We start from the raw sequence: 26,483 nt of genomic DNA, 5'->3' as shown, positions 1-26,483 counted from the left end.
GGCGGTTTGACTGTCCGGCAAGTGTGGGAGGAATATCCGCTAATACCACATAAGGAGGAAAAGATAATGGCTAAACATGGTAAGAAGTACCTGGAAGCTGCTAAGCTGATTGACAGCGAAGCAACTTATGAGCCTTTGGAAGCCGTTGAATTGGTGAAAAAGGCTGCAACTGCTAAATTCGACGAAACCGTTGAAGCTGCAGTTCGTCTGGGCGTAGATTCCCGTAAACAAGACCAGGCTGTTCGTGGTGTTGTTGTCCTGCCACATGGTACGGGTAAAACACAACGCGTTCTGGTATTTGCAAAAGGTGACAAAGTGAAAGAAGCGGAAGCGGCTGGCGCTGATTTTGTTGGCGATCAAGATATGATCAACAAAATCCAACAAGGCTGGTTTGAATTCGACGTCTGCGTTGCGACACCTGATATGATGAGTGAGGTTGGTAAACTGGGTCGTTTGCTCGGTGGTAAAGGTTTAATGCCTAACCCTAAAGCAGGCACAGTTACTTTCGACGTTGCCAAGGCTGTTCAAGAAATTAAAGCCGGTAAAATCGAATACCGTCTCGACAAAGCAGGTCAAATTCACGCACCAATCGGCAAAGCATCTTTCAGTGCTGAGCAACTGAACGAGAACCTTAAAGCCTTGATTGAAGCCTTGAACCGTGCGAAGCCAGCGGCTGCTAAAGGTGTATACCTGAAAAACATCGCTATTTCTTCGACTATGGGACCAAGTGCACGTGTGAACACATCTGTTTACAGATAATATTTCGGTTGACACGTTCAATCAAATTTGTTATTCTATAAAAGTTGTGAGTCCTTGTGACTGACCGTTAAAGTTGAATATGCTTACCGTAGACAGTAGGTGCTTTCGGGCTTAATTTCCTACCGAGGTGTTATGATAGAACGTTTCATGCGACGGGCTTGTCCCGTCCATGTGGATTTATCAAGCCTTCGTACTCTACGGAGGCTTTTTTCATGCTCATGAAAACGACTTTGGTAGAACGCCAGAATGGGTGTTTCTAACAAAGTAGATAAATTGATCAGGAGGTGTACAGTTTGGCAAATGCAAAGGTGATTCAAGCAAAACAAGAAGCTGTTGAAGTTGTAGCTGCAAAATTGCGCGAGAGCGTAACAACTGTAGTTGCAGATTATCGCGGTCTGAATGTTGCCCAAGTAACTGAGCTGCGTAAGCAGCTTCGCGAAGCCGGAATCGAATTTCAAGTGCTGAAAAACACACTGCTCCGCCGTGCAACTGCGGCAGCAGAATTGACTGAACTGGACGCAGTATTGACAGGTCCTACTGCAATCGCGTTCGGCAAAGATGATGCAGTGTCTGCAGCTAAAATCTTGAACGATTTCGCTAAGAAAAACAATGCATTGGAACTGAAAGGTGCAGTTGTAGAAGGTCGTGTGATCGGTGTTGAGGAAATCAAAGCGCTGGCAGAACTGCCATCCCGCGAAGGTCTCCTTTCCATGCTCCTCAGCGTGCTTCAAGCTCCTATGCGCAACTTCGCGCTTGCGGTTAAAGCTGTCGCAGATAAAGAAGAGCAAAGTGCATAAGTTGGGATTTAAACCTGCTGTATAGCAGTTAAGAACAAAAAAATACGAATTTAAATGGAGGTTCAACCATGAGTAAAGAGCAAATCTTGGAAGCAATTAAAGGTATGTCCGTATTGGAACTGAACGATCTCGTGAAAGCAATCGAAGAAGAATTCGGCGTAACTGCAGCAGCTCCAGTAGCTGTAGCAGGTGGCGCAGCAGGTGGCGCAGCAGAAGCTGAGCAATCCGAGTTCGACGTAATCTTGACAAGCGCTGGCGCTTCCAAAATCAACGTTATCAAAGCAGTTCGCGAAATTACAGGTCTTGGCCTGAAAGAAGCAAAAGAACTGGTTGACAACGCTCCAAAACCATTGAAAGAAAAAGTTGCAAAAGAAGAAGCTGAATCCGTTAAAGCAAAATTGGAAGAAGCAGGCGCTTCTGTAGAAGTAAAATAATTGACTGCTCTTTAGCAGACAATGAATTAAAACAAACCCCTTGAGGTGATCTTCAAGGGGTTTGTTGCTGTAAAGCGGTAGTACAAACAGGTCTGAAATATTATTCTAAAGGCTATGATGTTAGTATAACCGTACAACCGAAAGAGGTGGGCGTGAATGGCTGATCATTATTACTCCAGACGGCCAGAGACGGCACATGAACGGCGAAGTCTAGAGACGGTGCTGCGTGGACGTTCCTATCGATTTGCCAGCGATTCAGGTGTTTTTTCAAAGCAGGGAATTGATTATGGGAGTCGTGTGTTGATTGAAGCTATGCAACTTCCTGCAAATGCCTCGGTATTGGATGTAGGATGTGGTTACGGGCCGATTGGCTTGACGGCGGCTACGCTTGTCCCGGACGGACACGTTACAATGGTTGATATTAACGAGCGAGCCGTTCAACTAGCGATAGAGAATGCGGAGCGTAATGGAATTAAAAATGTCACCATTAAGCAAAGTGATTTGTTTGCAGAAGTGCAACATGAACGTTTTGACGTGATCTTGACGAATCCTCCTATACGTGCAGGGAAAGAAACGGTGCATACCATATTTGAGCTTGCGTATGAGCATTTAAATGAGGGTGGAGCTTTGTGGGTCGTCATACAGAAAAAGCAGGGTGCTCCTTCGGCGAGCGCTAAAATAGAGAGCCTTTTCGGTCGTGTGGAAGAAGTTACGAAGGATAAAGGTTATCGGATTTTAAAGGCTGAAAAAAGTTTTAGAAAAATGCAATAAGACCATTGACTTGAATCCTGGTCTGTGATATCATTGTAAAATGTCAGTATTAGGATGCCCTCCATGGCTTTAGTTTGTTGAAATGTCAATAGATTTATGCGTAACAGGGTATAGTATTTATATCTATTACGTATAATATAACCATTTTGGGCAAATCTACAAGTGATGAAGATCTTCCGGTATGAGGATTCTGCAGATACGTCGCTCTTTTTTCGAATGCATTCGAGTAAGGGCTTTTCTGTATTTGTAAGATCGAATCATCTGTATGTGTCTTATTATAAGGTCACAAACAGAGGTTCGCAATGTATTTTTAAAGTGAGTAGACATGAGGGGTGAGTTTAAGTTGGCAGGACATCTTGTTCAATATGGTCGACGCACTCGGCGCAGTTATGCACGTATTAATGAGGTACTCGAGGTTCCCAACCTGATTGAGATCCAACAAAAATCCTATGATTGGTTTTTGGAGGAAGGATTACGGGAAATGTTTCGGGATATTTCTCCAATTCAAGATTTCACAGGAAATCTGATTCTGGAGTTTATCGATTACTCTCTCGGAGAACCCAAATATACCGTTGACGACGCAAAGGAACGCGACGTTACGTATGCAGCACCGCTTCGGGTAAAAGTCCGGCTTATTAATAAAGAAACCGGGGAAGTGAAAGAGCAGGAAGTATTCATGGGAGACTTCCCGCTGATGACTGAAACGGGTACGTTTATTATTAACGGTGCGGAACGGGTTATTGTCAGCCAGTTGGTTCGCTCTCCCAGCGTCTATTTCAGCACAAAAGTCGACAAGAATGCGAAAACAACATACACCGCAACGGTAATTCCTAACCGGGGGGCTTGGCTCGAACTGGAGATGGATGCGAAGGATATTATCTATGTCCGGATTGACCGTACCCGTAAAATTCCGGTTACGGTGTTGCTGCGTGCGCTTGGCTTTGGCACTGATGCTGAGATTCTGGATTTGCTCGGCAATGACGAATATATCCGCAACACACTTGATAAAGACAACACGGATTCCACGGAGAAAGCGCTGATTGAAATTTATGAGCGTCTTCGTCCGGGTGAGCCACCAACATTGGATAACGCAAAGAGCTTGCTTGTTGCACGCTTCTTTGATCCAAAACGGTATGATCTGGCCAACGTAGGCCGTTACAAAATCAATAAAAAGCTTCACATCAAAAACCGTCTGTTCAATCAACGTCTTGCTGAGACACTGATTGATACGACAACTGGTGAAATCATCGCTGAAGCAGGACAAATGGTAGACCGTCGCCTGTTGGACGAGATTTTGGCACAACTAGAAGAGTCGGTTGGACATCGTACGTATCATGTTGCTAGTGGCGTATTGGAAAGCAACGATATTCCGCTTCAAACGATCGATGTATTCTCGCCAATTGAAGACGGTAAAGTAGTAAAACTGATTGCCAATGGAAATATCGATAAATCGGTTAAGAACATTACGCCTGCCGATATTATTTCCTCCATCAGTTATTTTATTAACTTGCTTCACGGAATCGGAAGTACAGACGACATTGACCATTTGGGTAACCGTCGTTTGCGTTCTGTAGGTGAGTTGCTGCAAAATCAGTTCCGTATTGGTCTGTCCCGTATGGAACGCGTGGTACGCGAAAGAATGTCAATTCAGGATGCTAATGTAATTACGCCACAGGCGCTGATTAACATACGTCCGGTCATTGCGTCGATTAAAGAGTTCTTTGGTAGCTCCCAGCTGTCTCAGTTCATGGATCAGACAAACCCGCTTGCTGAATTAACGCACAAACGTCGTCTGTCTGCACTCGGACCCGGCGGTTTGACGCGCGAACGCGCGGGCATGGAAGTACGTGACGTCCATCCGAGTCACTACGGCCGTATGTGTCCTATCGAGACACCAGAGGGACCAAACATTGGTTTGATCAACTCTTTGTCCACTTTCGCACGTATCAACGAGTACGGATTTATTGAAGCTCCTTATCGCTGGGTAGATCCGAAAACCGGAAAAGTTACAGATCAGATTGATTACCTGACTGCTGATGAAGAAGATAACTACATCGTTGCTCAGGCAAATGCGGAATTGACGGAAGAAAACACCTTTAAGGATGAAATCGTTATTGTCCGCTATAACAAGCAGTCTGATAACATTATTCCGATGGCAAGTAGCCGTGTTGATTACATGGACGTATCGCCTAAACAGGTCGTATCGGTCGCTACTGCACTGATTCCGTTCCTGGAGAATGATGACTCGAACCGCGCATTGATGGGTTCCAACATGCAGCGGCAGGCTGTTCCACTACTGATTCCGAAAGCGCCTTTGGTAGGAACAGGGATGGAACATAAGTCTGCAAAAGATTCTGGTGTTTGCGTTGTGTCCAAGTACAACGGGGTAATTGAACGTTCTTCGGCTAACGAAATTTGGTTGCGTCGTATAGAAAATGTAGATGGTACTGAAGTAAAAGGCGATATTGTTAAGTATAAATTACACAAATTTATGCGTTCTAACCAAGGAACATGCATCAACCAGCGTCCAATCGTAAACAGAGGCGATATTGTCAAGGTTGGCGATATTCTAGCGGATGGTCCATCCACAGAAATGGGCGAGTTGGCATTGGGACGTAACGTTGTCGTAGCGTTCATGACTTGGGAAGGTTACAACTACGAGGATGCGATCTTGCTGAGCGAGAAGCTGGTTAAAGAGGATGTATATACCTCGATCCATATCGAGGAATACGAATCCGAGGCTCGTGATACGAAGCTTGGACCAGAAGAAATCACTCGTGATATTCCGAATGTTGGTGAAGAAGCGCTTCGTAATCTAGATGAGCGCGGCATCATTCGCATCGGTGCGGAAATTGCCGCAGGTGACATTCTAGTTGGTAAAGTAACACCTAAGGGTGTGACTGAGCTGACAGCTGAAGAACGTCTCTTGCATGCAATCTTCGGTGAGAAGGCGCGCGAGGTTCGCGATACTTCCTTGAGAGTTCCTCACGGAACTGACGGGATCGTTGTAGATGTTAAAGTATTTACACGTGAAAATGGCGATGAGCTGCCACCGGGTGTAAACCAGCTGGTACGCGTATACATTGCTCAAAAACGTAAAATTTCCGAAGGCGATAAAATGGCCGGACGTCACGGTAACAAGGGTGTCGTTGCCCGTATTCTGCCTGAAGAAGATATGCCATTCTTGCCGGATGGCACCCCAGTGCAAGTCGTACTGAACCCGCTGGGCGTACCTTCACGGATGAACATCGGACAGGTGCTCGAAGTGCATCTGGGTATGGCTGCAATGCGTCTTGGTATTCATGTGGCAACTCCAGTATTCGATGGTGCCAAGGAGTATGACGTATTTGATACGATGGAAGAAGCGGGTATGCAACGCAATGGTAAGACGGTGTTGTATGATGGACGTACAGGTGATCGTTTTGAACGTGAAGTTACTGTCGGTGTCATGCACATGATCAAACTGGCGCACATGGTCGACGATAAGATCCATGCCCGTTCTACAGGTCCTTACTCTCTCGTTACGCAACAGCCGTTGGGTGGTAAAGCCCAATTCGGTGGTCAGCGCTTCGGGGAGATGGAAGTATGGGCACTGGAAGCCTACGGTGCAGCATACACGCTTCAGGAAATTTTGACTGTGAAATCCGATGATGTGGTTGGACGTGTTAAAACTTACGAATCCATCGTCAAAGGTGAAAATGTCCCTGAACCGGGTGTTCCTGAATCATTCAAGGTCTTGATCAAAGAGCTGCAAAGCTTGGGTATGGACGTGAAGATTCTGTCTGAAGACGAACAAGAGATCGAAATGAGAGAGCTTGATGATGAAGATGACACAACTGGCGATAAGCTGAGTTTGAATCTGGAAGGCTCTGAGGTTGGCGTAGAGTAATTTGACTGCTGACTGACTCATATCAGCTTTGTTATATGCCTCGATCCATTTTTGGATGGATCAGGCTTCTTGATACCGCCCGGTGCTGCCGGGCGGTATCAAACCTAAAAACTCAGGATTTGGTTAAGGAGGGTTGCTCCTTGTTGGACGTTAACAATTTCGAATATATGAAAATCGGGCTTGCTTCCCCCGAAAAGATTCGTTCTTGGTCCCGCGGAGAAGTCAAAAAACCGGAGACGATTAACTATCGTACGCTTAAACCGGAAAAAGAAGGACTATTTTGCGAGAAAATTTTCGGACCTACGAAAGATTGGGAATGTCACTGTGGTAAGTACAAACGTGTACGCTATAAAGGTGTTGTCTGTGACCGTTGTGGAGTAGAAGTTACTCGCGCTAAGGTTCGCCGTGAGCGTATGGGCCACATTGAGTTGGCAGCTCCTGTATCGCACATTTGGTACTTCAAAGGCATTCCGAGTCGTATGGGTCTTGCTCTTGATATGTCTCCAAGATCTTTGGAAGAGATCATTTACTTCGCATCTTATGTTGTAACCGATCCAGGAGATACGCCTTTGGAGAAAAAGCAACTCCTGTCCGAGAAAGAATACCGCAGCTATCGTGAGAAATATGGCTACGGATTCCAGGCAGGAATGGGTGCTGAAGCGGTTAAAAAGCTTCTTCAAGATTTAGATATAGACAAAGAATTGGAATTTTTGAAAGAAGAGCTGCGTACAGCTCAAGGGCAACGTCGAAACCGTGCGATCAAGCGCCTTGAAGTTATTGAGGCATTCCGTAACTCTGGCAACCAACCGGATTGGATGATCATGGATGTACTGCCTGTTATTCCTCCTGAGCTTCGTCCAATGGTACAGCTGGATGGTGGACGTTTTGCTACTTCTGACCTTAATGATCTGTATCGTCGTGTTATTAACCGTAATAACCGTCTGAAACGCTTGTTAGATCTGGGTGCGCCAGATATTATCGTGCAAAATGAAAAACGGATGCTGCAGGAAGCTGTTGACGCTCTGATTGATAATGGTCGTCGTGGTCGCCCTGTTACAGGTCCGGGTAATCGTCCTTTGAAATCCCTCAGCCACATGCTGAAAGGTAAACAAGGACGTTTCCGTCAAAACTTGCTCGGTAAACGTGTTGACTACTCCGGTCGTTCCGTTATCGTAGTAGGTCCGTACTTGAAGATGTACCAATGCGGTCTGCCAAAAGAGATGGCGCTGGAGCTGTTCAAGCCTTTTGTTATGAAAGAACTTGTTAACAAAGGTTTGGCACACAACATTAAGAGTGCGAAGCGTAAAGTAGAGCGTGTGAGTGCTGAAGTATGGGATGTGCTCGAAGAAGTAATCAAAGAACATCCGGTTCTTCTAAACCGTGCCCCTACGCTGCATAGATTGGGTATTCAAGCGTTTGAACCGATCTTGGTTGAAGGTCGTGCGATTCGTTTGCATCCACTCGTATGTACGGCGTATAATGCCGACTTTGACGGTGACCAAATGGCGGTTCACGTTCCGTTGTCTGCAGAAGCTCAAGCGGAAGCTCGTTTGCTCATGCTGGCATCCGGCAACATTTTGAATCCAAAAGACGGCAAGCCTGTTGTTACCCCTTCCCAGGATATGGTCCTTGGTTCATTCTATTTGACTATGGACAACAAGGAAGAAGAGGGAAGCAACATGATCCTTCGCAACCCGAATGAGGCTATCTCGGCTTATCAACGTGGAACAGCGGGTCTTCATGCTCGTGTAGCTATTCCGGTTAAGGCTTTGAATAAAACTAGCTTTACAGAGAAGCAACAGGATGCAATGTTGATTACAACCGTGGGTAAAATTATCTTTAATGAGATTTTCCCGGCAAGTTTCCCGTACATCAATGACGCTACTCGTGCCAACCTGCTCTATGGTACTGCTGAAGAGTTCTTTGTTTACGATAAGGGTGTAAACCTCACTGAAGCCATCCAGAACGCTCCGCAAGCTAGTGGAGTGGGCAAGGATTACCTTGGTAATATCATCGCCCGTTGCTTTGAGATTTACCATACGACAGAAACTGCTGTGATTTTGGATAAAATCAAACAGCTTGGCTTTACGTATTCTACTCGTGCAGGTGTGACGGTTGCTGTGGCAGACGTAGTTGTACCTCAAGAGAAACAGGATATTCTTAAAGCGTCTGATGATAAAGCGCAAGTCGTGACCAATCAGTACCGTCGTGGTCTGATTACGAACGAGGAACGCTATGATCGGATTATTGATATTTGGTCCAAGGCCAAAGACGATATTACAGACATTTTGATGAAATCCATGGATCGCTACAACTCTATCATGATGATGGTTGACTCCAAAGCGCGTGGTAACAAATCGCAGATTACCCAGCTTGGCGGTATGCGTGGACTGATGGCGAATCCATCGGGTCGTATTATCGAGCTCCCAATTAAATCGAATTTCCGTGAAGGTCTGACAGTACTCGAGTACTTCATCTCCACTCACGGAGCGCGTAAAGGTTTGGCGGATACAGCGTTACGTACGGCTGACTCCGGTTACCTGACTCGTCGTCTCGTTGATGTGGCACAAGATGTTATCGTGCGCGAAGATGACTGCGGAACGGATAAAGGCTTTACAGTAAGCCGCATCCAAGACGGTAAAGAAGTCATTGAGGACCTGTACGATCGTCTAGAAGGTCGTTATTGTTTCGAAACCGTACGTCATCCTGAGACGGGTGAGATCTTGGCTAGACGCAACGAATTGATTGACTCCAACAAAGCTGAGGCGATCGTCAAAGCTGGTGTGGATAAAGTTCAAATTCGTTCCGTGCTAAGCTGCCGTGCCAAACATGGCGTCTGCAAAAAATGTTACGGCCGTAATCTGGCTACTGGCAAACACGTTGAGATTGGTGAAGCGGTTGGTATTATCGCGGCTCAATCCATCGGTGAACCAGGGACACAGCTCACCATGCGTACGTTCCACACAGGTGGTGTAGCGGGCGACGATATCACACAAGGTTTGCCTCGTATCCAGGAGCTTTTTGAAGCACGTAATCCTAAAGGTCAGGCAACCATCAGTGAAATTGACGGTGTAGTTAAAGAAGTTCGTGAAGGGAAAGACCGTCGCGAAATCGACATTCAGGGTGAAGCTGAAACAAAAACCTATTCGGTCACTTATGGTTCACGTTTGCGCGTAAGCGAAGGCATGACTGTTGAAGCCGGGGACGAACTGACGGATGGTTCGATTGACCCTAAAGAAATGCTGCGTATTAAAGGTATTCGCGGGGTGCAGAACTATATCCTTCAGGAAGTTCAACGTGTATACCGGAACCAAGGTGTAGAAATCAACGACAAGCACGTAGAAGTTATGATTCGTCAAATGTTGCGTAAAATTCGTATCATTGATGCGGGTGACACAACACTACTTCCAGGTTCATTTGTGGATGTGCATGAGTATGAAAATGCAAACAAGATAGCGATTCTCAGCGGCCAAGAACCAGCGGTAGCCAAACCGGTTCTCCTTGGTATTACCAAGGCCTCTCTGGAAACGGACTCCTTCTTGTCAGCAGCATCCTTCCAGGAAACTACTCGTGTCCTGACAGATGCAGCTATCAAAGGAAAAGTCGATCAGTTGCTTGGATTGAAAGAGAATGTAATTATCGGTAAATTGATCCCTGCGGGAACAGGTATGAATCGTTACCGTAGCGTGAAATTTGCCCAGCCTGAAGAGGGGCAATCCTCATCTGAGGAACTCGAACCCATTTCAGCTGAGTAGTAATATAAAAATAATATGATAAGCCCGGAACACCGTAGATATAAGCTTTGGTAAAGGCTGTAGCAACGGTGCTCCGGTGCTTCTTATAAAAATGTAACGTATTACTGTGTTTAAATAGATTATAGTTGATAATTGTCTTGACATTGTTCATAGTCAATGCTAATATAGCAAAGGTGCGTGAGCAGCCTATATGCTATTGGGTCTTTTCGGAGGAATGAGATATGTCTAAAGAACAGGGACTGCAAGATGCTCATGTCAAAATCGGTACCAAACAAACCATTCGTATGGTAGAAATGGGCTTCGCCTCGGAAGTATATGTGGCAGAAGATGCAGATCAGCGTTTCACTTCCAACATCATTGATTTGTGCAACAAGCACGGGGTCAAAGTGACTCTCGTAGATACAATGAAAAATCTCGGAGCTGCATGCGGGATTGAAGTGGGAGCCGCGATGGCTGCTATCGTAAAACAATAGGGTAAGGAACGTTTTTGTCTAGGGAATCGTTATTCTTGGCGGCAAAGACTTTTCATTTGTTCTTTTATGAACCGCCTGGGTCTGTGGGCTTAGATAAGGTTTGTAAAGTAACAGCAAAAATTGAGGAAGGGGGTGGCAACCAACATGCCAACTATTAACCAACTGGTTCGTAAAGGACGTCAAGCCAAAATCGAGAAATCGAAATCACCGGCTTTGCAAAAAGGTTTTAATGCCTTGAAACGTGAAGCTACCGACATCAGTGCCCCGCAAAAACGCGGAGTTTGCACTCGTGTAGGTACTATGACTCCGAAAAAACCAAACTCCGCACTTCGTAAATATGCTCGTGTTCGCTTGACGAACCGTGTAGAGGTGACTGCTTACATTCCAGGTATTGGACATAACCTTCAAGAACACAGCGTAGTGCTGATTCGTGGCGGTCGTGTAAAAGACCTTCCGGGTGTGCGTTACCACATCGTTCGCGGTGCTTTGGATACTGCAGGCGTAAACAACCGCATGCAAGCTCGTTCCAAATACGGCGCAAAACGCCCTAAAGCTAAAAAATCCTAATGAATATAAACCGCGTATGCAGGTTTAACATGTAAGAAAGGGGGATATCCATGCCACGCAAAGGTCCAGTTACCAAAAGAGACGTGTTGCCAGATCCGGTATACAACAGCAAGTTGGTTACTCGCTTGATCAACCGCATCATGCTCGACGGAAAACGAGGCGTTGCTCAAAGCATTCTGTATAATGCGTTCAAGCTTATCCAAGAACGTACGGGTAATGACCCGATGGAAGTATTTGAAGCAGCTATCAAGAATATCATGCCAGTCCTGGAAGTTAAAGCACGCCGTGTTGGCGGTGCCAACTACCAAGTACCAATCGAGGTAAAACCAGAAAGACGTACGTCCCTGGGATTACGTTGGCTCGTAAACTACTCCCGCAACCGCGGCGAGAAAACTATGGAAGAGCGTTTGGCGGCTGAGATTATCGATGCTTCCAACAACACAGGCGCTTCCGTGAAGAAACGTGAAGACACGCACAAAATGGCTGAAGCGAACAAAGCGTTTGCTCACTATCGTTGGTAGGATTCAGCTTAAAAAAATAACTTCAATTTTGAAGGGAGACCCATTTCATGGCAAGAGAGTTCTCCTTGAAAAATACACGTAATATCGGGATCATGGCTCATATTGACGCGGGTAAAACCACAACAACAGAGCGGATCTTGTTCTACACAGGCCGTACGCACAAAATCGGTGAAGTTCACGAAGGTGCTGCGACAATGGACTGGATGGAACAAGAACAAGAGCGCGGAATCACGATTACTTCCGCTGCGACGACCGCTGCCTGGAAAGGTCACCGCGTCAATATCATCGACACCCCGGGGCACGTTGACTTCACTGTTGAAGTTGAACGTTCCCTTCGTGTATTGGACGGAGCAGTTGGTGTTTTCAGTGCGAAAGAAGGCGTTGAGCCTCAGTCTGAAACCGTATGGAGACAGGCTGATCGCTATGGCGTTCCACGGATCGCATATGTAAACAAAATGGATATTATCGGTGCCGACTTCTTGAACGTTGTAGCTGATATGCGTGATCGCCTTCAAGCGAACGCAGTTGCTATTCAACTTCCAATCGGTGCAGAAAATGACTTTTTAGGTATCATCGATATTGTTGAACAAAAGGCTCATATGTACAAAGATGACCTTGGTCAAAATATCGAAGAAGCCGAAATTCCTGCGGACTACAAAGACAAAGTTGAGGAACTCCGCAACGAATTGATCGAGAAGGTTGCTGAACTGGATGAAGATTTGACTATGAAATACCTTGAAGGCGAAGAGATCACGGTTGAAGAAATTAAAGCCGCTCTCCGTAAAGGTGTTGTAGAAGTTAAGATCTTCCCAGTTATCTGTGGATCTTCTTACCGTAACAAAGGTGTTCAGCTGATGCTAGATGCAGTTGTTGATTACCTGCCAGCTCCTATTGATGTACCAAGTATTCAAGGTCATCTGGAAGATGGAACGGAAGTTGAACGTCATTCTTCTGATGAAGAGCCTTTCTCCGCATTGGCCTTCAAAATCATGACGGACCCTTACGTTGGTAAACTGACATTCTTCCGCGTATATTCCGGTGTTCTTCAATCCGGTTCTTACGTATTGAATGCAACAAAAGGCAAACGCGAACGTATCGGACGTATCCTTCAAATGCACGCGAACAGCCGTCAAGAAATCACTGAAGTATACTCCGGTGACATTGCGGCAGCCGTAGGTTTGAAAGATACAGGTACAGGTGATACACTGTGTGATGAGAAGAATCCTGTTATTCTCGAATCCATGAACTTCCCTGATCCGGTTATCGAAATCGCGGTTGAGCCTAAAACCAAAGCTGACCAAGACAAAATGGCAGTTGCACTCGGTAAGTTGACCGAAGAAGATCCAACTCTTCGCGCTTCAACTAACGAAGAAACTGGCCAAACTATCTTGGCAGGTATGGGTGAGCTTCACTTGGACATTATCATTGACCGTATGCGTCGTGAGTTCAAAGTGGAAACCAATGTTGGTAAACCACAGGTAGCATACCGTGAAACATTCCGTGCTCCAGCACGTGTTGAAGGTAAGTTTGTTCGTCAATCCGGTGGTCGTGGTCAATATGGTCACGTATGGGTTGAGTTCGAACCACTTGAAGCAGGTACTGGTAGCCAGTTTGAAAGCAAGGTTGTCGGTGGCTCTGTTCCAAGAGAATACATCGGACCTGCACTTGCTGGTATTGAAGAGCAAATGAAGAACGGTGTCCTTGCAGGCTTCCCGCTTGTGGACGTTAAAGCTACAATTGTGGATGGATCATACCATGATGTCGATTCCAACGAAATGGCATTTAAAATTGCCGGTTCAATGGCGCTGAAAGCAGCGAAAGACAAATGTAAACCTGTATTGCTTGAGCCGATTATGAAAGTTGAAGTAACGGTTCCAGAGGAATACATGGGAGACGTAATGGGTATGCTGAACTCCCGTCGTGGTCGGATTGAAGGTATGGATTCCCGTGGCGGTGCCCAAATTATTCGTGCAATGGTTCCATTGTCCGAAATGTTTGGATATTCCACTACACTTCGTTCCGGTACACAAGGACGCGGTGTGTTCTCCATGGAGCTTCATCACTATGAAGAAGTTCCGAAGAGCATTGCTGAAGAGATCGTTGCCAAAACCAAAGGCGGCGAGTAATACAGTGTATTAGCTGATCGGATACTCTAGGTTTTCCAAGAGGTTTCCGACAGCCTAAAAATAAAACATGTTATTGAGGAGGAATTGTTCAAATGGCAAAGGCTAAGTTTGAACGTAACAAACCGCACGTTAATATCGGTACAATTGGTCACGTCGATCATGGTAAAACAACTTTGACTGCTGCAATCACAACTGTACTTTCCAAAACTTACGGTGGTGCTGCTGTAGCATTCGATCAAATCGATAAAGCTCCAGAAGAGCGCGAACGCGGTATCACAATCTCCACTGCACACGTGGAATATGAAACACCTAACCGTCACTATGCACACGTTGACTGCCCAGGTCACGCCGACTATGTTAAAAACATGATCACTGGCGCTGCACAAATGGACGGAGCTATTCTGGTTGTATCCGCTGCTGACGGTCCTATGCCACAAACTCGTGAACACATCCTCTTGTCCCGTCAAGTAGGTGTTCCATACATCGTTGTATTCCTGAACAAATGCGACATGGTTGAAGACGAAGAGTTGCTGGAATTGGTTGAAATGGAAGTTCGCGACTTGCTGAGCGAGTATGACTTCCCAGGCGACGACACTCCAATCACTCGTGGTTCCGCTCGTGAAGCACTGCAAAACCCAGATGGCGACTGGGCTAAGAAAATCGTTGAAATGTTCGAAACAATCGACACATACATCCCAACTCCAGAACGCGACACTGACAAGCCTTTCCTTATGCCTGTCGAGGACGTATTCTCCATCACTGGTCGTGGTACAGTTGCTACAGGCCGTGTAGAGCGTGGTACAGTTAAAGTGGGCGACGAAATCGAAATCATCGGTATTCAAGAAGAATCCCGTAAATCCGTAGTAACAGGCGTAGAAATGTTCCGTAAATTGCTTGACTCCGCTCAAGCTGGTGACAACATCGGCGCACTGCTTCGCGGTGTAGATCGTGCACAAATCGAGCGTGGCCAAGTATTGGCTAAGCCAGGTTCTGTTAACCCACATACAGAATTCTCTGCTCAAATCTACGTTTTGACTAAAGAAGAAGGCGGACGTCACAAACCTTTCTTCACTGGTTACCGTCCACAGTTCTACTTCCGTACAACTGACGTAACTGGTATCATTACTTTGCCAGAAGGTTCCGAAATGGTAATGCCTGGTGATAACATTACGGTTACTGTTCAACTGATCAGCCCAATTGCGATTGAAGAAGGAACTAAGTTCTCCATTCGTGAAGGCGGACGTACAGTTGGTGCAGGCGCTGTAGCAACAATCTCTAAATAATAAGGCTTCGAGCCTTGAATATAGCAACATTGTACTGGAACGAGTAACATTGTATTGGAACGAAGCAAAACGAGCCCCTGCCATGGTGCGGGGGCTTTTCTCTTGAGGAAAATCGCGAGCTGCGAGCACAATTGTTATTTTTGAAAATAAGATACATTGTTTTTTTTGTTTTTGCTTGCAATAGGCAGAAGTATTCGATATAATAACTAATGTTGTTTGTGACTGTGCGATGATGTGAGAGGTTACTGACACACCCGGCCCCTTTGCCATGGGAGGGCTGTCGGAAAATTTTCACGGAGTATGTCCGATACCAAATTGGGCGATAGAAGGAGGGACTAAAATGGCAAAGCAAAAAATTCGTATTCGTTTGAAAGCTTACGATCACAGAATTCTTGATCAATCCGCTGAGAAAATTGTTGAAACAGCTAAACGTTCGGGTGCAGGTGTTTCCGGACCAATTCCGCTGCCAACTGAAAAACAAATCATTACTATTCTCCGTGCGGTACACAAGTACAAGGATTCTCGGGAACAATTCGAAATGCGCACACACAAGCGTTTGATCGACATTGTTAATCCGACTCCACAAACTGTGGATGCCTTGATGCGCTTGGACCTGCCGTCCGGTGTAGATATCGAAATTAAATTGTAATATGTAATCAGGAAAAGAAAAGAGGTGTCAACATGAAAGGTATCTTAGGAAAAAAACTCGGAATGACTCAAGTGTTTACCCCTGAAGGTAACGTACTTGCTGTTACGGTTATCGAAGCTGGTCCTTGTGTTGTTCTGCAAAAGAAAGATCTGGAAAACGATGGATACGAAGCTATCCAACTCGGCTTCTCTGATAAAAAAGAAAAAAGATCCAATAAACCTGAAGCAGGGCATGCTAAAAAAGCAAATACTGCACCTAAGCGCTACGTTCGTGAACTTCGTGGCATCGACCTTGCTGCGTACGAGGTTGGCCAAGAACTGAAGGCTGATGTCTTCACAGAAGGCGAATTCGTTGACGTAACAGGTATTTCTAAAGGTAAAGGTTTTGCCGGCGTTATCAAACGTTGGGGACAAAGCCGCGGACCAATGGCACACGGCTCGCGCTACCACAGAGGTCCAGGTTCTATGGGTTCCATTCAAGCTAACCGCGTTCCTAAAGGTAAACACCTGCCAGGACACATGGGGCATGAAACGGTAACAATCCAACGTCTTGAAGTTGTTAAGATTGATACAGAACGTAATGTATTGCTCGTGAAAGGTTCCATTCCAGGACCTAAAAACAGCTTCGTTAAAGTATTAGAAACGGTGAAAAAATAATTAACTGAAGAAAGGAGGAACACGAAATGCCAAAAGTAGCACTATTTAATATTAGCGGCAGCCAAGTTGGCGAAATTGAATTGAATGATGCAGTGTTCGGTATCGAGCCGAATAAACACGTTCTTCATGACGCTGTTGTTATGCAATTGGCTTCCCTGCGTCAAGGTACTCACAAAGTAAAAGGACGTTCTGAAGTACGTGGCGGCGGACGTAAACCTTGGAAACAAAAAGGTACTGGTCGCGCTCGTCAAGGTTCGATTCGTGCACCACAATGGGTTGGCGGCGGTACTGTATTCGGTCCGACTCCACGCAGCTATGCTTACAAATTGCCTAAAAAAGTTCGTCGTCTGGCGATCAAATCGGCACTGTCATCCAAAGTGATTGAGAATGAAATCATCGTATTGGACGCTCTTACGCTGAACGGACCTAAAACGAAAGAATTCGCAGCCATTTTGAATAACCTTAAAGCAGATCGTAAAGCATTGATTGTAGCTCCTAGCTATGATGATAATGTAGCACTGTCCGCACGTAATATTCCTGGTGTGAAGTTTGTAGCCGCAGACGGCATTAATGTTCTTGATGTGCTCGGACACGACAAACTGATCATTACGAAGGAAGCAGTTCAGAAGGTAGAGGAGGTGCTCGCGTAATGAAGGATCCTCGTGATATTATCAAGCGTCCGATTATCACCGAACGTACGGCTGGTATGATGAATGACTTGAAATATGTTTTCGAAGTTGACATTCGTTCCAATAAAGTCGAAGTCAAGAAAGCAATCGAAGCGATTTTTAACGTGAAAGTAAGTAACGTTAACACACTTCGTGTTCCTGCAAAACCAAAACGCTACGGACGTCATTCCGGCTATACGAGCGAGTGGAAAAAAGCGTTCGTAACGCTGAGCAAAGACAGTAAGCCGCTTGAGTTTTTTGAAACAGTATAATTGAATCTGTAAAGTAAGGAGGGAAACTCAGTGCCAATTAAAAAGTATAAACCGACGTCCCCGGCCAGACGTGCAATGTCTGTATCTACTTTCGAGGAGATCACAACAAATCAGCCCGAGAAATCGTTGCTGGCACCTCTGAGCAAGCAAGCTGGACGTAATAACCAAGGTAAAATTACAGTTCGTCATCATGGCGGCGGACATAAACGTAAATACCGTATTATTGACTTCAAACGTAACAAAGATGGAATACCGGGCCGCGTTGCTACGATCGAATATGATCCAAACCGTACGTCCAACATCGCACTTATCCACTATGTGGATGGTGAAAAACGTTACATCATCGCTCCTAAAGGTCTGAAAGTAGGAGATGTAGTGGTATCCGGTCCGGACTCCGATATTAAAATCGGTAACTCCTTGCCATTGGAAAACATTCCAGTAGGTACGGTTATCCACAATATCGAATTGAAACCGGGTAAAGGTGGCCAACTTGTTCGTGCTGCTGGTACGGAAGCCCAACTTCTTGGTAAAGAAGAGAAGTATGTTACAATTCGTTTGACTTCTGGTGAAGTGCGTCGCATTCTGAAAGTTTGCCGTGCTACAATCGGATCTGTAGGTAACGAAGACCACGAGCTTGTTAAGATCGGTAAAGCTGGTCGTAGTCGTTGGTTGGGACAACGTCCTGAAGTTCGCGGTGTTGTTATGAACCCTAACGATCACCCACACGGTGGTGGTGAAGGTCGCGCTCCAATCGGACGTAAATCTCCAATGTCTCCATGGGGTAAACCAACCCTTGGTTACAAGACACGTAAAAAAGGCAAAGCATCTGATAAGTACATCGTTCGTCGTCGTACTAAGTAATAAAACGTGCGCTTAAGTCGCACGTTAACATATTAAAGAACGACTACGTTTTAACGAAGGGAGGATTCACAAATGGGTCGCAGTCTCAAAAAAGGACCATTTATTGATGGTTACCTGTTGAAAAAAGTAGAGGTTTTGAACGAGTCTGACAAAAAAGTCGTGATCAAAACTTGGTCCCGTCGCTCTACAATTTTCCCGCAATTTATCGGACACACGTTTGGTGTATATGATGGTCGTAAACACGTGCCTGTATACGTAACGGAAGATATGGTTGGACACAAATTGGGCGAATTCGCTCCAACGCGTACGTACAAAGGCCATACGGATGACGATAAGAAAACAAGAAGATAATCAACACAGCGTAGTGTTTGAGAGGAGGTAACTCAATGGAAGCAAAAGCACATGCTAAATCCGTGCGGATTTCCGCTCGCAAAGTGAAACTTGTTATCGATTTGATTCGTGGCAAGCAGGTAGGTGAGGCGATTGCAATTCTTCGTCACACTCCGAAATCCGCTTCTCCAGTCGTTGAGAAATTGCTGAATTCTGCTATCGCAAATGCAGATCACAACTACTCCATGGACGTAAATAAATTGGTAGTGTCTGAGGTTTTTGTAAACCAAGGTCCTACAATGAAACGGTTCCGCCCGCGTGCAATGGGTCGTGCAAGCCGCATTAATAAACGCACCAGTCATATTACTCTGGTGGTATCTGAAAAATAAGGAGGGAAAACGTGTGGGCCAAAAGGTAAATCCCGTCGGACTCCGAATCGGTATTATCCGTGATTGGGAATCCAAATGGTATGCAGGCAAAGATTTCGGTGATCTTTTGCTAGAAGACGTTAAGATTCGTGAGCATCTGAAGAAAAGATTGAAAGACTCCGCTGTATCCCGTGTTGAAATCGAGAGAGCAGCTAACCGTGTCAACGTAACGATTCACACTGCGAAACCAGGTATGGTTATCGGTAAGGGTGGTTCCGAAGTTGAAAATCTGCGTAATGAAATCACTAAAATCGCAGGCGGTAAAAAGGTACACATCAATATTTCTGAAATTAAAAATCCTGAACTGGATGCAATTCTTGTTGCTGAAAGTATTGCACAACAATTGGAACGTCGTGTTTCTTTCCGTCGTGCGTTGAAACAAGCAATTCAAAGAACTATGCGTTCCGGTGCAAAAGGAATTAAAACTCAAGTAGGCGGACGTCTTGGCGGTGCCGAAATCGCTCGTTCCGAAGGATACAGCGAAGGAACTGTTCCACTGCATACGCTTCGTGCTGACATCGACTACGGTACAGCAGAGGCTCATACTACTTATGGCCGTCTTGGCGTAAAAGTATGGATCTATCGTGGAGAGGTTCTTCCTCCAGCTAAGAAACAAGCTCCTCAGGAAGGAGGCAACTAATCATGTTGGTACCTAAACGCGTAAAACATCGTAAACAACAACGTGGTCATATGAAGGGTCGTGCAAAAGGCGGTACTACACTGAATTTCGGTGAGTACGGTTTGCAAGCTACTGAACCAGCATGGATCACTAACCGTCAAATCGAAGCTGCTCGTATTGCGATGACTCGTTACATCAAACGTGGTGGTAAGGTTTGGATTAAAATATTCCCTGACAAACCAATTACTCAAAAGCCTCTTGAGGTTCGTATGGGTAGTGGTAAAGGTAACGTAGAAAAATGGGTTGCAGTAGTGAAACCAGGTAAGATCATGTTTGAACTTGCTGGTGTACCGGAAGAGATTGCTCGTGAAGCAATGCGTCTTGCCGCTCACAAACTGCCAATCAAAACTAAGTTTGTGAAACGTGAAGAATTGGGTGGTGAAGCAAATGAAGGCTAGTGAATTCCGCAACCTTACCACTGCTGAAATCGAACAAAAGATCTCTGGTTTTAAAGAAGAACTTTTCAACCTTCGTTTTCAACTCGCTACCGGTCAGCTTGATAACCCGACTCGGATCGGTGCTGTGCGTAAGGAAATTGCTCGTGCTAAAACTGTGATCCGTGAAAGAGAACTTGGGATTAGCTAAGATATTAGACCGGGTGGAAATTCCGCCTGTAATTAGGAAGGAGGCCAACAATGAGCGAACGTAATGCCCGTAAAGTATTAGTCGGTAAAGTAGTCAGCGACAAAATGGATAAAACGATTGTGATTGCTGTAGAAACTTACAAAAAACATGATCTCTATCATAAACGCATTAAAGTGACTAAAAAATTCAAAGCTCATGATGAAAACAACACTGCACAAATCGGTGATACTGTTAAAATCATGGAAACTCGTCCTTTGTCCAAAGACAAAAACTGGAGACTGGTCGAAATCGTTGAAAAAGCTGTTATAATCTAATGTAGTGTAGTTTTTCCGAAAGGAGGATAAATAAATGATTCAACCATTTACACGTTTGACTGTAGCTGACAATTCCGGCGCGAAGGAACTGATGTGTATCCGTGTGCTCGGTGGTACGGGACGTCGTACAGCTCAAATTGGTGACCTGATCGTTTGTTCCGTAAAACAAGCAACACCAGGCGGCGTTGTCAAAAAGGGTGATGTAGTAAGAGCGGTTGTCGTTCGCACTAAACGTTCTATCCGCCGTAAAGACGGTTCCTACATCGGATTTGATGAGAACGCAGCAGTGGTCGTTAAAGAAGACAAGAGCCCACGCGGTACTCGTATTTTCGGACCAGTTGCTCGCGAACTTCGTGACAAGGACTTCATGAAAATCGTTTCCTTGGCTCCGGAAGTGATCTAAATTCACCTTAAAATGTGCCCGTAGGAGGTGTACGAAATGCCAAAAGTGAAAAAAGTTCTGGAATCCCATAACAACAAGCTGCACGTCAAAAAAGACGACACTGTTCTGGTGATTACAGGTAAAGATAAAGGTAAAAAAGGTCGCGTTATCGCTGCTTACCCTCGTCAAAACCGTGTGCTTGTGGAAGGTGTTAACATGATTAAAAAACACCAAAAGCCTAATCAGCTGAATCCACAAGGCGGCATCATCGAGAAAGAAGCTCCGATTCACGTTTCCAACGTTATGCACATTGATCCGAAGAGCGGAAAAGTAACTCGTGTGGGTTACAAGGTTTTGGACAACGGAAAAAAAGTGCGCATTGCAAAACGTTCAGGCGAAGTGATCGACTAATTATTTTTTGAAGAAAGGAGGACTATGATTCATGGCAACAACAAGAATGAAAGAACGTTTCTTGAAAGAAATCACTCCTGCTTTGATGCAGAAGTTCAACTATACAACAGTGATGCAAGTGCCTAAAATCGAGAAAGTTGTAATCAACATGGGTGTTGGCGACGCAGTCCAAAACTCCAAAGTGCTTGATTCGGCTCTCAACGACATGCAGCTGATCGCTGGTCAAAAACCAGTTATCACTCGCGCGAAAAAATCTATCGCAGGTTTTAAATTGCGTGAAAACATGCCGATCGGTGTAAAGGTAACACTTCGTGGCGAGCGTATGTATTATTTCTTGGACAAATTGTTCAACATTACACTTCCTCGCGTACGTGACTTCCATGGTGTATCAACAAAAGCTTTCGACGGACGTGGTAACTACACGCTTGGTCTGAAAGAACAGTTGATCTTCCCGGAAATCGAGTATGATCAAGTTGATAAAGTTCGTGGTATGGACATCGTTATCGTAACGACTGCCAAGACTGACGAAGAGTCCCGTGAGCTTCTGACTCAGCTGGGCATGCCTTTCGCGAAATAATGTTGGCATAACGTTTCGGGCGTCTGATTTAAAGACACCCTGTTCTCCGAAACTATTTAGGAGGTGTCAGGCTAAGTGGCAAAAACTTCAATGAAAGTCAAACAACAACGCGCACCAAAGTTTAAAGTTCGTGCTTATACTCGTTGCGAACGTTGTGGTCGTCCACATTCGGTGCTGCAAAAGTTTAAGATCTGCAGAATTTGCTTCCGTGAATTAGCTTATAAAGGCCAGATTCCTGGCGTGAAAAAAGCAAGCTGGTAAAAAGTCCTGTTTGGGAAGGAGGTTTATACACAATGACTATGTCTGATCCAATTGCAGATATGCTTACTCGTATTCGTAACGCGAACACTGTTCGCCACGAAACAGTAGAAATGCCTGCATCTACAATGAAAAAACAAATCGCCGACATCCTGAAACGTGAAGGATTCATTCGTGATGCGGAATTTGTTGAAGATAGCAAACAAGGGATCATCCGTATTTTCTTGAAATACGGTGCGAACAACGAGCGTGTTATCACAGGTTTGAAAAGAATCAGTAAACCAGGTCTTCGCGTTTACACGAAGAGCAATGAGATTCCACGCGTATTGGGTGGACTCGGGATCGCAATCATTTCAACATCCAAAGGTATCATGACCGACAAAGAAGCGCGTCAGTCCAAAGCCGGCGGAGAAGTGGTTTGCTACGTTTGGTAATTTAACGTTTAGAAGATAGGAGGTGCAACAGATATGTCCCGTATTGGTCGTAAACCAATCACAGTACCAAGTGGTGTTGACGTGACTTTGAACAACACAGTGATCACAGTTAAAGGTCCTAAAGGAACATTGACTCGTGAGCTTCATAAAGACATGTCCGTTACTGTGGAAAATAATGAAATTAATGTAGTTCGTCCTTCGGACAATAAACTTCACCGCTCTTTGCATGGAACAACCCGCAGCGTTGTCAATAACATGGTAAGTGGTGTAACTGAAGGTTTTTCAAAATCTCTGGAGCTGGTTGGGGTCGGATATCGTGCAAGCAAATCCGGAGATAAAATCGTTCTGAACGTTGGATACTCTCACCCGGTTGAAATTACACCGGAAGCGGGCATCGAGTTCGAAGTTCCTTCGAACACTAAAATTATCGTTCGCGGAATTGATAAAGAGCGTGTAGGTGCCTATGCTGCTAAGATTCGTTCCGTTCGTGAACCTGAACCGTACAAAGGTAAAGGGATTAAATACGAAGGCGAGCGCATCATCCGTAAAGAAGGTAAAGCCGGTAAGAAGAAATAAGTTTCTTACCGACTTTGTGCGGTCTTTCTACTGGAAAGACTTGTACTCTTTTTTACCCAGTGCGTCTTAGTATAAAGTTTTAAAAGGCAAACTGAAGGGAGTGAAAACTTGAGATGATTACAAAACAAGATAAAAATAAAGCACGTGTCAGAAGACATCTGCGTGTACGTAAGAAAATCGAAGGTACGGCTGTACGTCCTCGTTTGAACGTATTCCGCTCTTCCAAGCATATCTACGCACAACTGATTGATGATGTTGCTGGTGTAACATTGGTTTCTGCATCCACTATGGATAAAGAACTGAGCAGCGAAATCAAAAACGGTGGTAGTGTAGAAGCAGCTCGTAAGGTTGGCGAACTCGTTGCTAAACGTGCGAAAGAAAAAGGCCATGCTAACATCGTATTTGATCGTGGTGGATACTTGTATCATGGACGGATTCAAGCTTTGGCTGATGCAGCTCGCGAAGCAGGCCTTGAATTCTAAGACATTTCTCAAAAGGAGGTTAACGACTTGCGTGTAGATCCGAATACTTTGGAACTGACTGAAAGAGTAGTAAATATTAATCGTGTAGCTAAAGTTGTCAAAGGCGGACGCCGTTTTAGCTTCAGTGCTCTGGTAGTAGTGGGCGACGGCAACGGCTGGGTAGGCGCTGGAATCGGTAAAGCGGGCGAAGTACCTGATGCGATTCGCAAAGGTATTGAAGATGCTAAGAAAAACCTGGTTCACGTTCCACTCGTAGGCACAACAATTCCTCACCTTGTTACAGGTAAGTTCGGTGCTGGCCGGGTTCTGTTGAAACCGGCATCGGAAGGTACTGGGGTTATCGCTGGTGGTCCAGTTCGTGCAGTTCTGGAACTTGCTGGTGTAGGTGATATCTTGACAAAATCTTTGGGTTCTTCGAATTCCATGAATATGGTCAATGCGACTTTGGAAGGTTTGTCCCGCTTGAAACGCGCTGAAGATGTTGCTAAACTGCGCGGCAAATCCATCGAAGAGCTGCTGGGCTAAGGAGGGAATATCATGGCGAAATTAGAAATTACCCTCGTTCGTTCGTTGATCGGCCGTCCTGGTACTCAGAGAACGACTGTTAAAACGCTCGGCTTGCGTAAAATCAACCATAAAGTAGTTCAACCCGACAATGCAGCGATTCGCGGGATGATTAATCAAGTTAGCCATTTGGTTTCTGTTAAAGAAATCGAGGCTTAAGAAATAAAGTATTTTAACAATAATCAAGGAGGTGCAACGAACGATGAAGTTACATGAGCTTTCCCCAGCTCCAGGCTCCCGCAAAGAACGTAAACGTTTGGGTCGTGGTCCTAGTAGCGGTACGGGTAAAACTTCTGGTCGTGGTCATAAGGGTCAAAACGCTCGTTCCGGCGGTGGTGTACGTCCGGGCTTCGAGGGTGGTCAAAACCCACTGTATCGTCGCTTGCCTAAACGCGGTTTCGTAAATCCTACTCGTAAAGAGTATGCGGTTTTGAATATCGAAGATTTGAACAGTTTTGCAGCGGGTACAGAAGTAAGCCCTGAGTTTTTGCTGAACAATGGTATTGTGAAGAACGCGAAATCCGGAATTAAAATTCTGGGTAACGGTGAAATCACTGTGAAATTGACAGTTAAAGCGAACAAGTTCTCTCAATCTGCGGTAGAGAAAATTGAAGCTGCCGGCGGTAAAACCGAGGTGATCTAATGTTCAAGACCCTGAAAAATATATGGCGGGTTGAGGATCTTAGAACCCGAATCCTGTTTACCCTGTTTATACTCTTTGTATATCGTATTGGCTCCTTCGTGCCGGTTCCCGGTGTGAATAAGCAAGTCTTTACTTCTCAGGATCAGGCAGGAAGCGAGTTGTTTGGACTCCTTAACACCTTCTCAGGGGGCGCGTTGTATCAGTTTTCGATCTTCGCCCTCGGGATTATGCCATATATTACAGCGTCCATCATTGTACAGTTGCTGTCAATGGACGTGATTCCGAAACTTGCGGAATGGGCTAAACAAGGAGAGCATGGTAAAAAGAAATTGGCTCAAATTACACGGTATGGTACTGTAATACTGGGCTTAATCCAAGCATTCGGAACGTCGATTGGATTTAATCGACTGTACGGTGCAGCGATGATTCCAGGTGCTACTTTTGCTGATTATCTGGTTATTGCCATTGTGCTTACTGCAGGAACTACGTTCCTTATGTGGCTCGGTGAGCAAATTACCGAAAAGGGAATCGGTAATGGTATCTCTATTGTAATCTTTGCAGGGATCGCGGCAGGTATTCCAAGACATATTCGGACGATTGTAGAATCTCAGTTTATTCAAGCAGATCAGCTGTTTATGAATATTCTGAAGGCAATTATCATTGCCTTGGTGGTTGTTCTGATTATCGTTGGTGTTATCTACATCCAGCAAGGTATTCGGAAAATTCCAGTACAATACGCAAAACGTGTAGTTGGCAACAAAATGTACGGTGGCCAGAATACGCATATTCCGATGAAAATTAATGCGGCAGGCGTTATTCCGGTAATCTTTGCGGTATCATTGCTGCAATTCCCGACAATTATTGCGAGTTTCTGGGCAGATCATGCTTGGGCTAAGTGGATTACCACTTACTTGTATTATGACAAGCCACTGGGCATGGTTTTGTATGTCGTAATGATTATCGGTTTCACATTCTTCTATACCTTTGTACAGATGAATCCGCAGCAAATGGCCGACAATATGAAGAAAAACGGCGGTTATATCCCAGGCATTCGCCCAGGTAAAGCCACGGAGAAATACTTGACACGAGTAATGTCACGTTTGACAATGACAGGAGCTTTGTTCCTGGCAGTCATATCCGTTTTGCCGGTATTCTTCGGTTCGCTTTCGGGCTTGCCTCGTTCCGTGCAAATTGGCGGTACTTCATTGCTCATCATTATTGGTGTAGCATTGGATACGATGAAGCAAATCGAAAGCCAACTGATCAAACGCCATTACAAAGGCTTCATCAACAAATAGGCAATAGGTACCGGCATAGGATGTTCGCATGCTTACCGGCA

The 26,483-nt window shown here is 45.2% G+C and carries 33 protein-coding genes and 1 other annotated feature; all 33 genes read left to right on the top strand.

Annotated elements, in window-relative coordinates; all coding sequences use genetic code 11:
- The first annotated feature begins 66 nt into the window (after positions 1 to 66).
- Positions 67 to 759: a 50S ribosomal protein L1 gene (gene rplA, locus ACH59B_RS22355; RefSeq protein WP_016818644.1), complete on the top strand. Its 693-nt coding sequence runs from the start codon at positions 67 to 69 to the stop codon at positions 757 to 759.
- A gap of 68 nt (positions 760 to 827) precedes the next feature.
- Positions 828 to 979, top strand: a sequence feature (ribosomal protein L10 leader region).
- Between the two features lie 73 nt (positions 980 to 1,052).
- Positions 1,053 to 1,556, top strand: a complete 504-nt coding sequence (gene rplJ / locus ACH59B_RS22350) for a 50S ribosomal protein L10 (protein WP_016818645.1) — start codon at positions 1,053 to 1,055, stop codon at positions 1,554 to 1,556.
- 68 nt (positions 1,557 to 1,624) lie between these two features.
- The gene (gene rplL, locus ACH59B_RS22345) at positions 1,625 to 1,990 is read left to right on the top strand and encodes a 50S ribosomal protein L7/L12 (RefSeq protein WP_013373275.1); all 366 of its coding nucleotides are present in this window, start codon (positions 1,625 to 1,627) and stop codon (positions 1,988 to 1,990) included.
- Positions 1,991 to 2,146: 156 nt separating this feature from the next.
- On the top strand, positions 2,147 to 2,761 hold the full coding sequence (locus tag ACH59B_RS22340) for a class I SAM-dependent methyltransferase (protein ID WP_123797689.1): 615 nt from the start codon (positions 2,147 to 2,149) through the stop codon (positions 2,759 to 2,761).
- Between the two features lie 343 nt (positions 2,762 to 3,104).
- Positions 3,105 to 6,650, top strand: coding sequence for a DNA-directed RNA polymerase subunit beta (gene rpoB / locus ACH59B_RS22335; protein WP_016818647.1), 3,546 nt, complete (start codon positions 3,105 to 3,107; stop codon positions 6,648 to 6,650).
- Positions 6,651 to 6,790: 140 nt separating this feature from the next.
- Complete coding sequence (rpoC, locus tag ACH59B_RS22330) at positions 6,791 to 10,405, top strand: DNA-directed RNA polymerase subunit beta' (RefSeq protein WP_016818648.1); 3,615 nt, start codon at positions 6,791 to 6,793, stop codon at positions 10,403 to 10,405.
- Between the two features lie 221 nt (positions 10,406 to 10,626).
- The gene (locus tag ACH59B_RS22325) at positions 10,627 to 10,878 is read left to right on the top strand and encodes a ribosomal L7Ae/L30e/S12e/Gadd45 family protein (RefSeq protein ID WP_016818649.1); all 252 of its coding nucleotides are present in this window, start codon (positions 10,627 to 10,629) and stop codon (positions 10,876 to 10,878) included.
- A 144-nt stretch (positions 10,879 to 11,022) separates the two neighbouring features.
- Entirely contained in the window at positions 11,023 to 11,445 is a 423-nt protein-coding gene (gene rpsL / locus ACH59B_RS22320) for a 30S ribosomal protein S12 (protein WP_007432587.1), read from the top strand.
- Positions 11,446 to 11,495: 50 nt separating this feature from the next.
- Entirely contained in the window at positions 11,496 to 11,966 is a 471-nt protein-coding gene (gene rpsG, locus ACH59B_RS22315; RefSeq protein WP_007432586.1) for a 30S ribosomal protein S7, read from the top strand.
- A gap of 47 nt (positions 11,967 to 12,013) precedes the next feature.
- Positions 12,014 to 14,092, top strand: a complete 2,079-nt coding sequence (fusA, locus tag ACH59B_RS22310; RefSeq protein ID WP_016818650.1) for an elongation factor G — start codon at positions 12,014 to 12,016, stop codon at positions 14,090 to 14,092.
- Between the two features lie 92 nt (positions 14,093 to 14,184).
- Complete coding sequence (gene tuf, locus ACH59B_RS22305) at positions 14,185 to 15,375, top strand: elongation factor Tu (protein WP_013373267.1); 1,191 nt, start codon at positions 14,185 to 14,187, stop codon at positions 15,373 to 15,375.
- A gap of 340 nt (positions 15,376 to 15,715) precedes the next feature.
- Positions 15,716 to 16,024, top strand: coding sequence for a 30S ribosomal protein S10 (rpsJ, locus tag ACH59B_RS22300; protein ID WP_005544556.1), 309 nt, complete (start codon positions 15,716 to 15,718; stop codon positions 16,022 to 16,024).
- Positions 16,025 to 16,056: 32 nt separating this feature from the next.
- Positions 16,057 to 16,680 carry a 50S ribosomal protein L3 gene (gene rplC / locus ACH59B_RS22295; protein ID WP_013312161.1) on the top strand — a complete coding sequence of 208 codons (624 nt, stop codon included), beginning with the start codon at positions 16,057 to 16,059 and terminating at the stop codon, positions 16,678 to 16,680.
- Between the two features lie 26 nt (positions 16,681 to 16,706).
- Complete coding sequence (rplD, locus tag ACH59B_RS22290) at positions 16,707 to 17,330, top strand: 50S ribosomal protein L4 (protein ID WP_013312160.1); 624 nt, start codon at positions 16,707 to 16,709, stop codon at positions 17,328 to 17,330.
- The gene (gene rplW, locus ACH59B_RS22285; RefSeq protein WP_013373266.1) at positions 17,330 to 17,620 is read left to right on the top strand and encodes a 50S ribosomal protein L23; all 291 of its coding nucleotides are present in this window, start codon (positions 17,330 to 17,332) and stop codon (positions 17,618 to 17,620) included. The genes rplD and rplW overlap by 1 nt, the downstream gene beginning before the upstream one ends.
- Before the next feature lie 30 nt (positions 17,621 to 17,650).
- Positions 17,651 to 18,481, top strand: a complete 831-nt coding sequence (rplB, locus tag ACH59B_RS22280; RefSeq protein WP_016818651.1) for a 50S ribosomal protein L2 — start codon at positions 17,651 to 17,653, stop codon at positions 18,479 to 18,481.
- Positions 18,482 to 18,553: 72 nt separating this feature from the next.
- Complete coding sequence (rpsS, locus tag ACH59B_RS22275; protein WP_007432579.1) at positions 18,554 to 18,832, top strand: 30S ribosomal protein S19; 279 nt, start codon at positions 18,554 to 18,556, stop codon at positions 18,830 to 18,832.
- A 35-nt stretch (positions 18,833 to 18,867) separates the two neighbouring features.
- Positions 18,868 to 19,200, top strand: coding sequence for a 50S ribosomal protein L22 (gene rplV, locus ACH59B_RS22270; protein WP_007432578.1), 333 nt, complete (start codon positions 18,868 to 18,870; stop codon positions 19,198 to 19,200).
- A 13-nt stretch (positions 19,201 to 19,213) separates the two neighbouring features.
- On the top strand, positions 19,214 to 19,879 hold the full coding sequence (gene rpsC / locus ACH59B_RS22265) for a 30S ribosomal protein S3 (protein ID WP_007432577.1): 666 nt from the start codon (positions 19,214 to 19,216) through the stop codon (positions 19,877 to 19,879).
- Between the two features lie 2 nt (positions 19,880 to 19,881).
- The gene (rplP, locus tag ACH59B_RS22260; protein WP_007432576.1) at positions 19,882 to 20,316 is read left to right on the top strand and encodes a 50S ribosomal protein L16; all 435 of its coding nucleotides are present in this window, start codon (positions 19,882 to 19,884) and stop codon (positions 20,314 to 20,316) included.
- A complete protein-coding gene (gene rpmC / locus ACH59B_RS22255) occupies positions 20,306 to 20,503 on the top strand; it encodes a 50S ribosomal protein L29 (RefSeq protein ID WP_007432575.1) in 198 nt (65 codons plus the stop codon). Before rplP ends, rpmC begins: the two co-directional genes overlap by 11 nt.
- Before the next feature lie 50 nt (positions 20,504 to 20,553).
- Entirely contained in the window at positions 20,554 to 20,817 is a 264-nt protein-coding gene (gene rpsQ / locus ACH59B_RS22250; protein WP_007432574.1) for a 30S ribosomal protein S17, read from the top strand.
- 34 nt (positions 20,818 to 20,851) lie between these two features.
- Complete coding sequence (gene rplN, locus ACH59B_RS22245; RefSeq protein WP_007432573.1) at positions 20,852 to 21,220, top strand: 50S ribosomal protein L14; 369 nt, start codon at positions 20,852 to 20,854, stop codon at positions 21,218 to 21,220.
- A gap of 36 nt (positions 21,221 to 21,256) precedes the next feature.
- On the top strand, positions 21,257 to 21,610 hold the full coding sequence (rplX, locus tag ACH59B_RS22240; protein WP_013312155.1) for a 50S ribosomal protein L24: 354 nt from the start codon (positions 21,257 to 21,259) through the stop codon (positions 21,608 to 21,610).
- Between the two features lie 31 nt (positions 21,611 to 21,641).
- Positions 21,642 to 22,187, top strand: a complete 546-nt coding sequence (gene rplE, locus ACH59B_RS22235; RefSeq protein WP_007432571.1) for a 50S ribosomal protein L5 — start codon at positions 21,642 to 21,644, stop codon at positions 22,185 to 22,187.
- A gap of 75 nt (positions 22,188 to 22,262) precedes the next feature.
- Complete coding sequence (locus ACH59B_RS22230; RefSeq protein WP_010348808.1) at positions 22,263 to 22,448, top strand: type Z 30S ribosomal protein S14; 186 nt, start codon at positions 22,263 to 22,265, stop codon at positions 22,446 to 22,448.
- Positions 22,449 to 22,480: 32 nt separating this feature from the next.
- Positions 22,481 to 22,879, top strand: a complete 399-nt coding sequence (gene rpsH, locus ACH59B_RS22225) for a 30S ribosomal protein S8 (protein ID WP_007432570.1) — start codon at positions 22,481 to 22,483, stop codon at positions 22,877 to 22,879.
- Positions 22,880 to 22,912: 33 nt separating this feature from the next.
- Positions 22,913 to 23,455: a 50S ribosomal protein L6 gene (gene rplF, locus ACH59B_RS22220; RefSeq protein WP_016818652.1), complete on the top strand. Its 543-nt coding sequence runs from the start codon at positions 22,913 to 22,915 to the stop codon at positions 23,453 to 23,455.
- 113 nt (positions 23,456 to 23,568) lie between these two features.
- Positions 23,569 to 23,937: a 50S ribosomal protein L18 gene (rplR, locus tag ACH59B_RS22215; RefSeq protein WP_007432568.1), complete on the top strand. Its 369-nt coding sequence runs from the start codon at positions 23,569 to 23,571 to the stop codon at positions 23,935 to 23,937.
- 27 nt (positions 23,938 to 23,964) lie between these two features.
- The gene (gene rpsE, locus ACH59B_RS22210; protein ID WP_013373261.1) at positions 23,965 to 24,462 is read left to right on the top strand and encodes a 30S ribosomal protein S5; all 498 of its coding nucleotides are present in this window, start codon (positions 23,965 to 23,967) and stop codon (positions 24,460 to 24,462) included.
- 12 nt (positions 24,463 to 24,474) lie between these two features.
- Entirely contained in the window at positions 24,475 to 24,660 is a 186-nt protein-coding gene (gene rpmD / locus ACH59B_RS22205) for a 50S ribosomal protein L30 (protein WP_013373260.1), read from the top strand.
- A 43-nt stretch (positions 24,661 to 24,703) separates the two neighbouring features.
- A complete protein-coding gene (gene rplO, locus ACH59B_RS22200; protein WP_013312149.1) occupies positions 24,704 to 25,144 on the top strand; it encodes a 50S ribosomal protein L15 in 441 nt (146 codons plus the stop codon).
- Positions 25,144 to 26,442 carry a preprotein translocase subunit SecY gene (gene secY, locus ACH59B_RS22195; protein ID WP_013373259.1) on the top strand — a complete coding sequence of 433 codons (1,299 nt, stop codon included), beginning with the start codon at positions 25,144 to 25,146 and terminating at the stop codon, positions 26,440 to 26,442. Before rplO ends, secY begins: the two co-directional genes overlap by 1 nt.
- Positions 26,443 to 26,483 lie beyond the last annotated feature (41 nt).

Source organism: Paenibacillus sp. DP01 (assembly GCF_044784315.1).
Taxonomy (GTDB): Bacteria; Bacillota; Bacilli; order Paenibacillales; family Paenibacillaceae; genus Paenibacillus; species Paenibacillus polymyxa.
The sequence above is the reverse complement of the archived record's forward strand: the minus strand, read 5'-3'. Positions and strand labels throughout refer to the sequence as shown.

Excerpts from the sequence above, each read along its gene's own strand:
- rplR (WP_007432568.1), top strand. The coding sequence starts at position 23,569 with ATGATTACAAAACAAGATAAAAATAAAGCACGTGTCAGAAGACATCTG.
- rplE (WP_007432571.1), top strand. The coding sequence starts at position 21,642 with ATGGCAACAACAAGAATGAAAGAACGTTTCTTGAAAGAAATCACTCCT.
- tuf (WP_013373267.1), top strand. The coding sequence starts at position 14,185 with ATGGCAAAGGCTAAGTTTGAACGTAACAAACCGCACGTTAATATCGGT.
- rpsQ (WP_007432574.1), top strand. The coding sequence starts at position 20,554 with ATGAGCGAACGTAATGCCCGTAAAGTATTAGTCGGTAAAGTAGTCAGC.
- rplC (WP_013312161.1), top strand. The coding sequence starts at position 16,057 with ATGAAAGGTATCTTAGGAAAAAAACTCGGAATGACTCAAGTGTTTACC.
- fusA (WP_016818650.1), top strand. The coding sequence starts at position 12,014 with ATGGCAAGAGAGTTCTCCTTGAAAAATACACGTAATATCGGGATCATG.
- rplW (WP_013373266.1), top strand. The coding sequence starts at position 17,330 with ATGAAGGATCCTCGTGATATTATCAAGCGTCCGATTATCACCGAACGT.
- rplL (WP_013373275.1), top strand. The coding sequence starts at position 1,625 with ATGAGTAAAGAGCAAATCTTGGAAGCAATTAAAGGTATGTCCGTATTG.
- rplV (WP_007432578.1), top strand. The coding sequence starts at position 18,868 with ATGGAAGCAAAAGCACATGCTAAATCCGTGCGGATTTCCGCTCGCAAA.
- rplA (WP_016818644.1), top strand. The coding sequence starts at position 67 with ATGGCTAAACATGGTAAGAAGTACCTGGAAGCTGCTAAGCTGATTGAC.
- rplO (WP_013312149.1), top strand. The coding sequence starts at position 24,704 with ATGAAGTTACATGAGCTTTCCCCAGCTCCAGGCTCCCGCAAAGAACGT.
- rplP (WP_007432576.1), top strand. The coding sequence starts at position 19,882 with ATGTTGGTACCTAAACGCGTAAAACATCGTAAACAACAACGTGGTCAT.
- rpsL (WP_007432587.1), top strand. The coding sequence starts at position 11,023 with ATGCCAACTATTAACCAACTGGTTCGTAAAGGACGTCAAGCCAAAATC.
- rpsS (WP_007432579.1), top strand. The coding sequence starts at position 18,554 with ATGGGTCGCAGTCTCAAAAAAGGACCATTTATTGATGGTTACCTGTTG.
- ACH59B_RS22325 (WP_016818649.1), top strand. The coding sequence starts at position 10,627 with ATGTCTAAAGAACAGGGACTGCAAGATGCTCATGTCAAAATCGGTACC.
- rplF (WP_016818652.1), top strand. The coding sequence starts at position 22,913 with ATGTCCCGTATTGGTCGTAAACCAATCACAGTACCAAGTGGTGTTGAC.
- ACH59B_RS22340 (WP_123797689.1), top strand. The coding sequence starts at position 2,147 with ATGGCTGATCATTATTACTCCAGACGGCCAGAGACGGCACATGAACGG.
- secY (WP_013373259.1), top strand. The coding sequence starts at position 25,144 with ATGTTCAAGACCCTGAAAAATATATGGCGGGTTGAGGATCTTAGAACC.
- rplX (WP_013312155.1), top strand. The coding sequence starts at position 21,257 with ATGCCAAAAGTGAAAAAAGTTCTGGAATCCCATAACAACAAGCTGCAC.
- rplN (WP_007432573.1), top strand. The coding sequence starts at position 20,852 with ATGATTCAACCATTTACACGTTTGACTGTAGCTGACAATTCCGGCGCG.
- rpsH (WP_007432570.1), top strand. The coding sequence starts at position 22,481 with ATGACTATGTCTGATCCAATTGCAGATATGCTTACTCGTATTCGTAAC.
- rplD (WP_013312160.1), top strand. The coding sequence starts at position 16,707 with ATGCCAAAAGTAGCACTATTTAATATTAGCGGCAGCCAAGTTGGCGAA.
- rpsJ (WP_005544556.1), top strand. The coding sequence starts at position 15,716 with ATGGCAAAGCAAAAAATTCGTATTCGTTTGAAAGCTTACGATCACAGA.
- rpmD (WP_013373260.1), top strand. The coding sequence starts at position 24,475 with ATGGCGAAATTAGAAATTACCCTCGTTCGTTCGTTGATCGGCCGTCCT.
- rpsG (WP_007432586.1), top strand. The coding sequence starts at position 11,496 with ATGCCACGCAAAGGTCCAGTTACCAAAAGAGACGTGTTGCCAGATCCG.
- rpmC (WP_007432575.1), top strand. The coding sequence starts at position 20,306 with ATGAAGGCTAGTGAATTCCGCAACCTTACCACTGCTGAAATCGAACAA.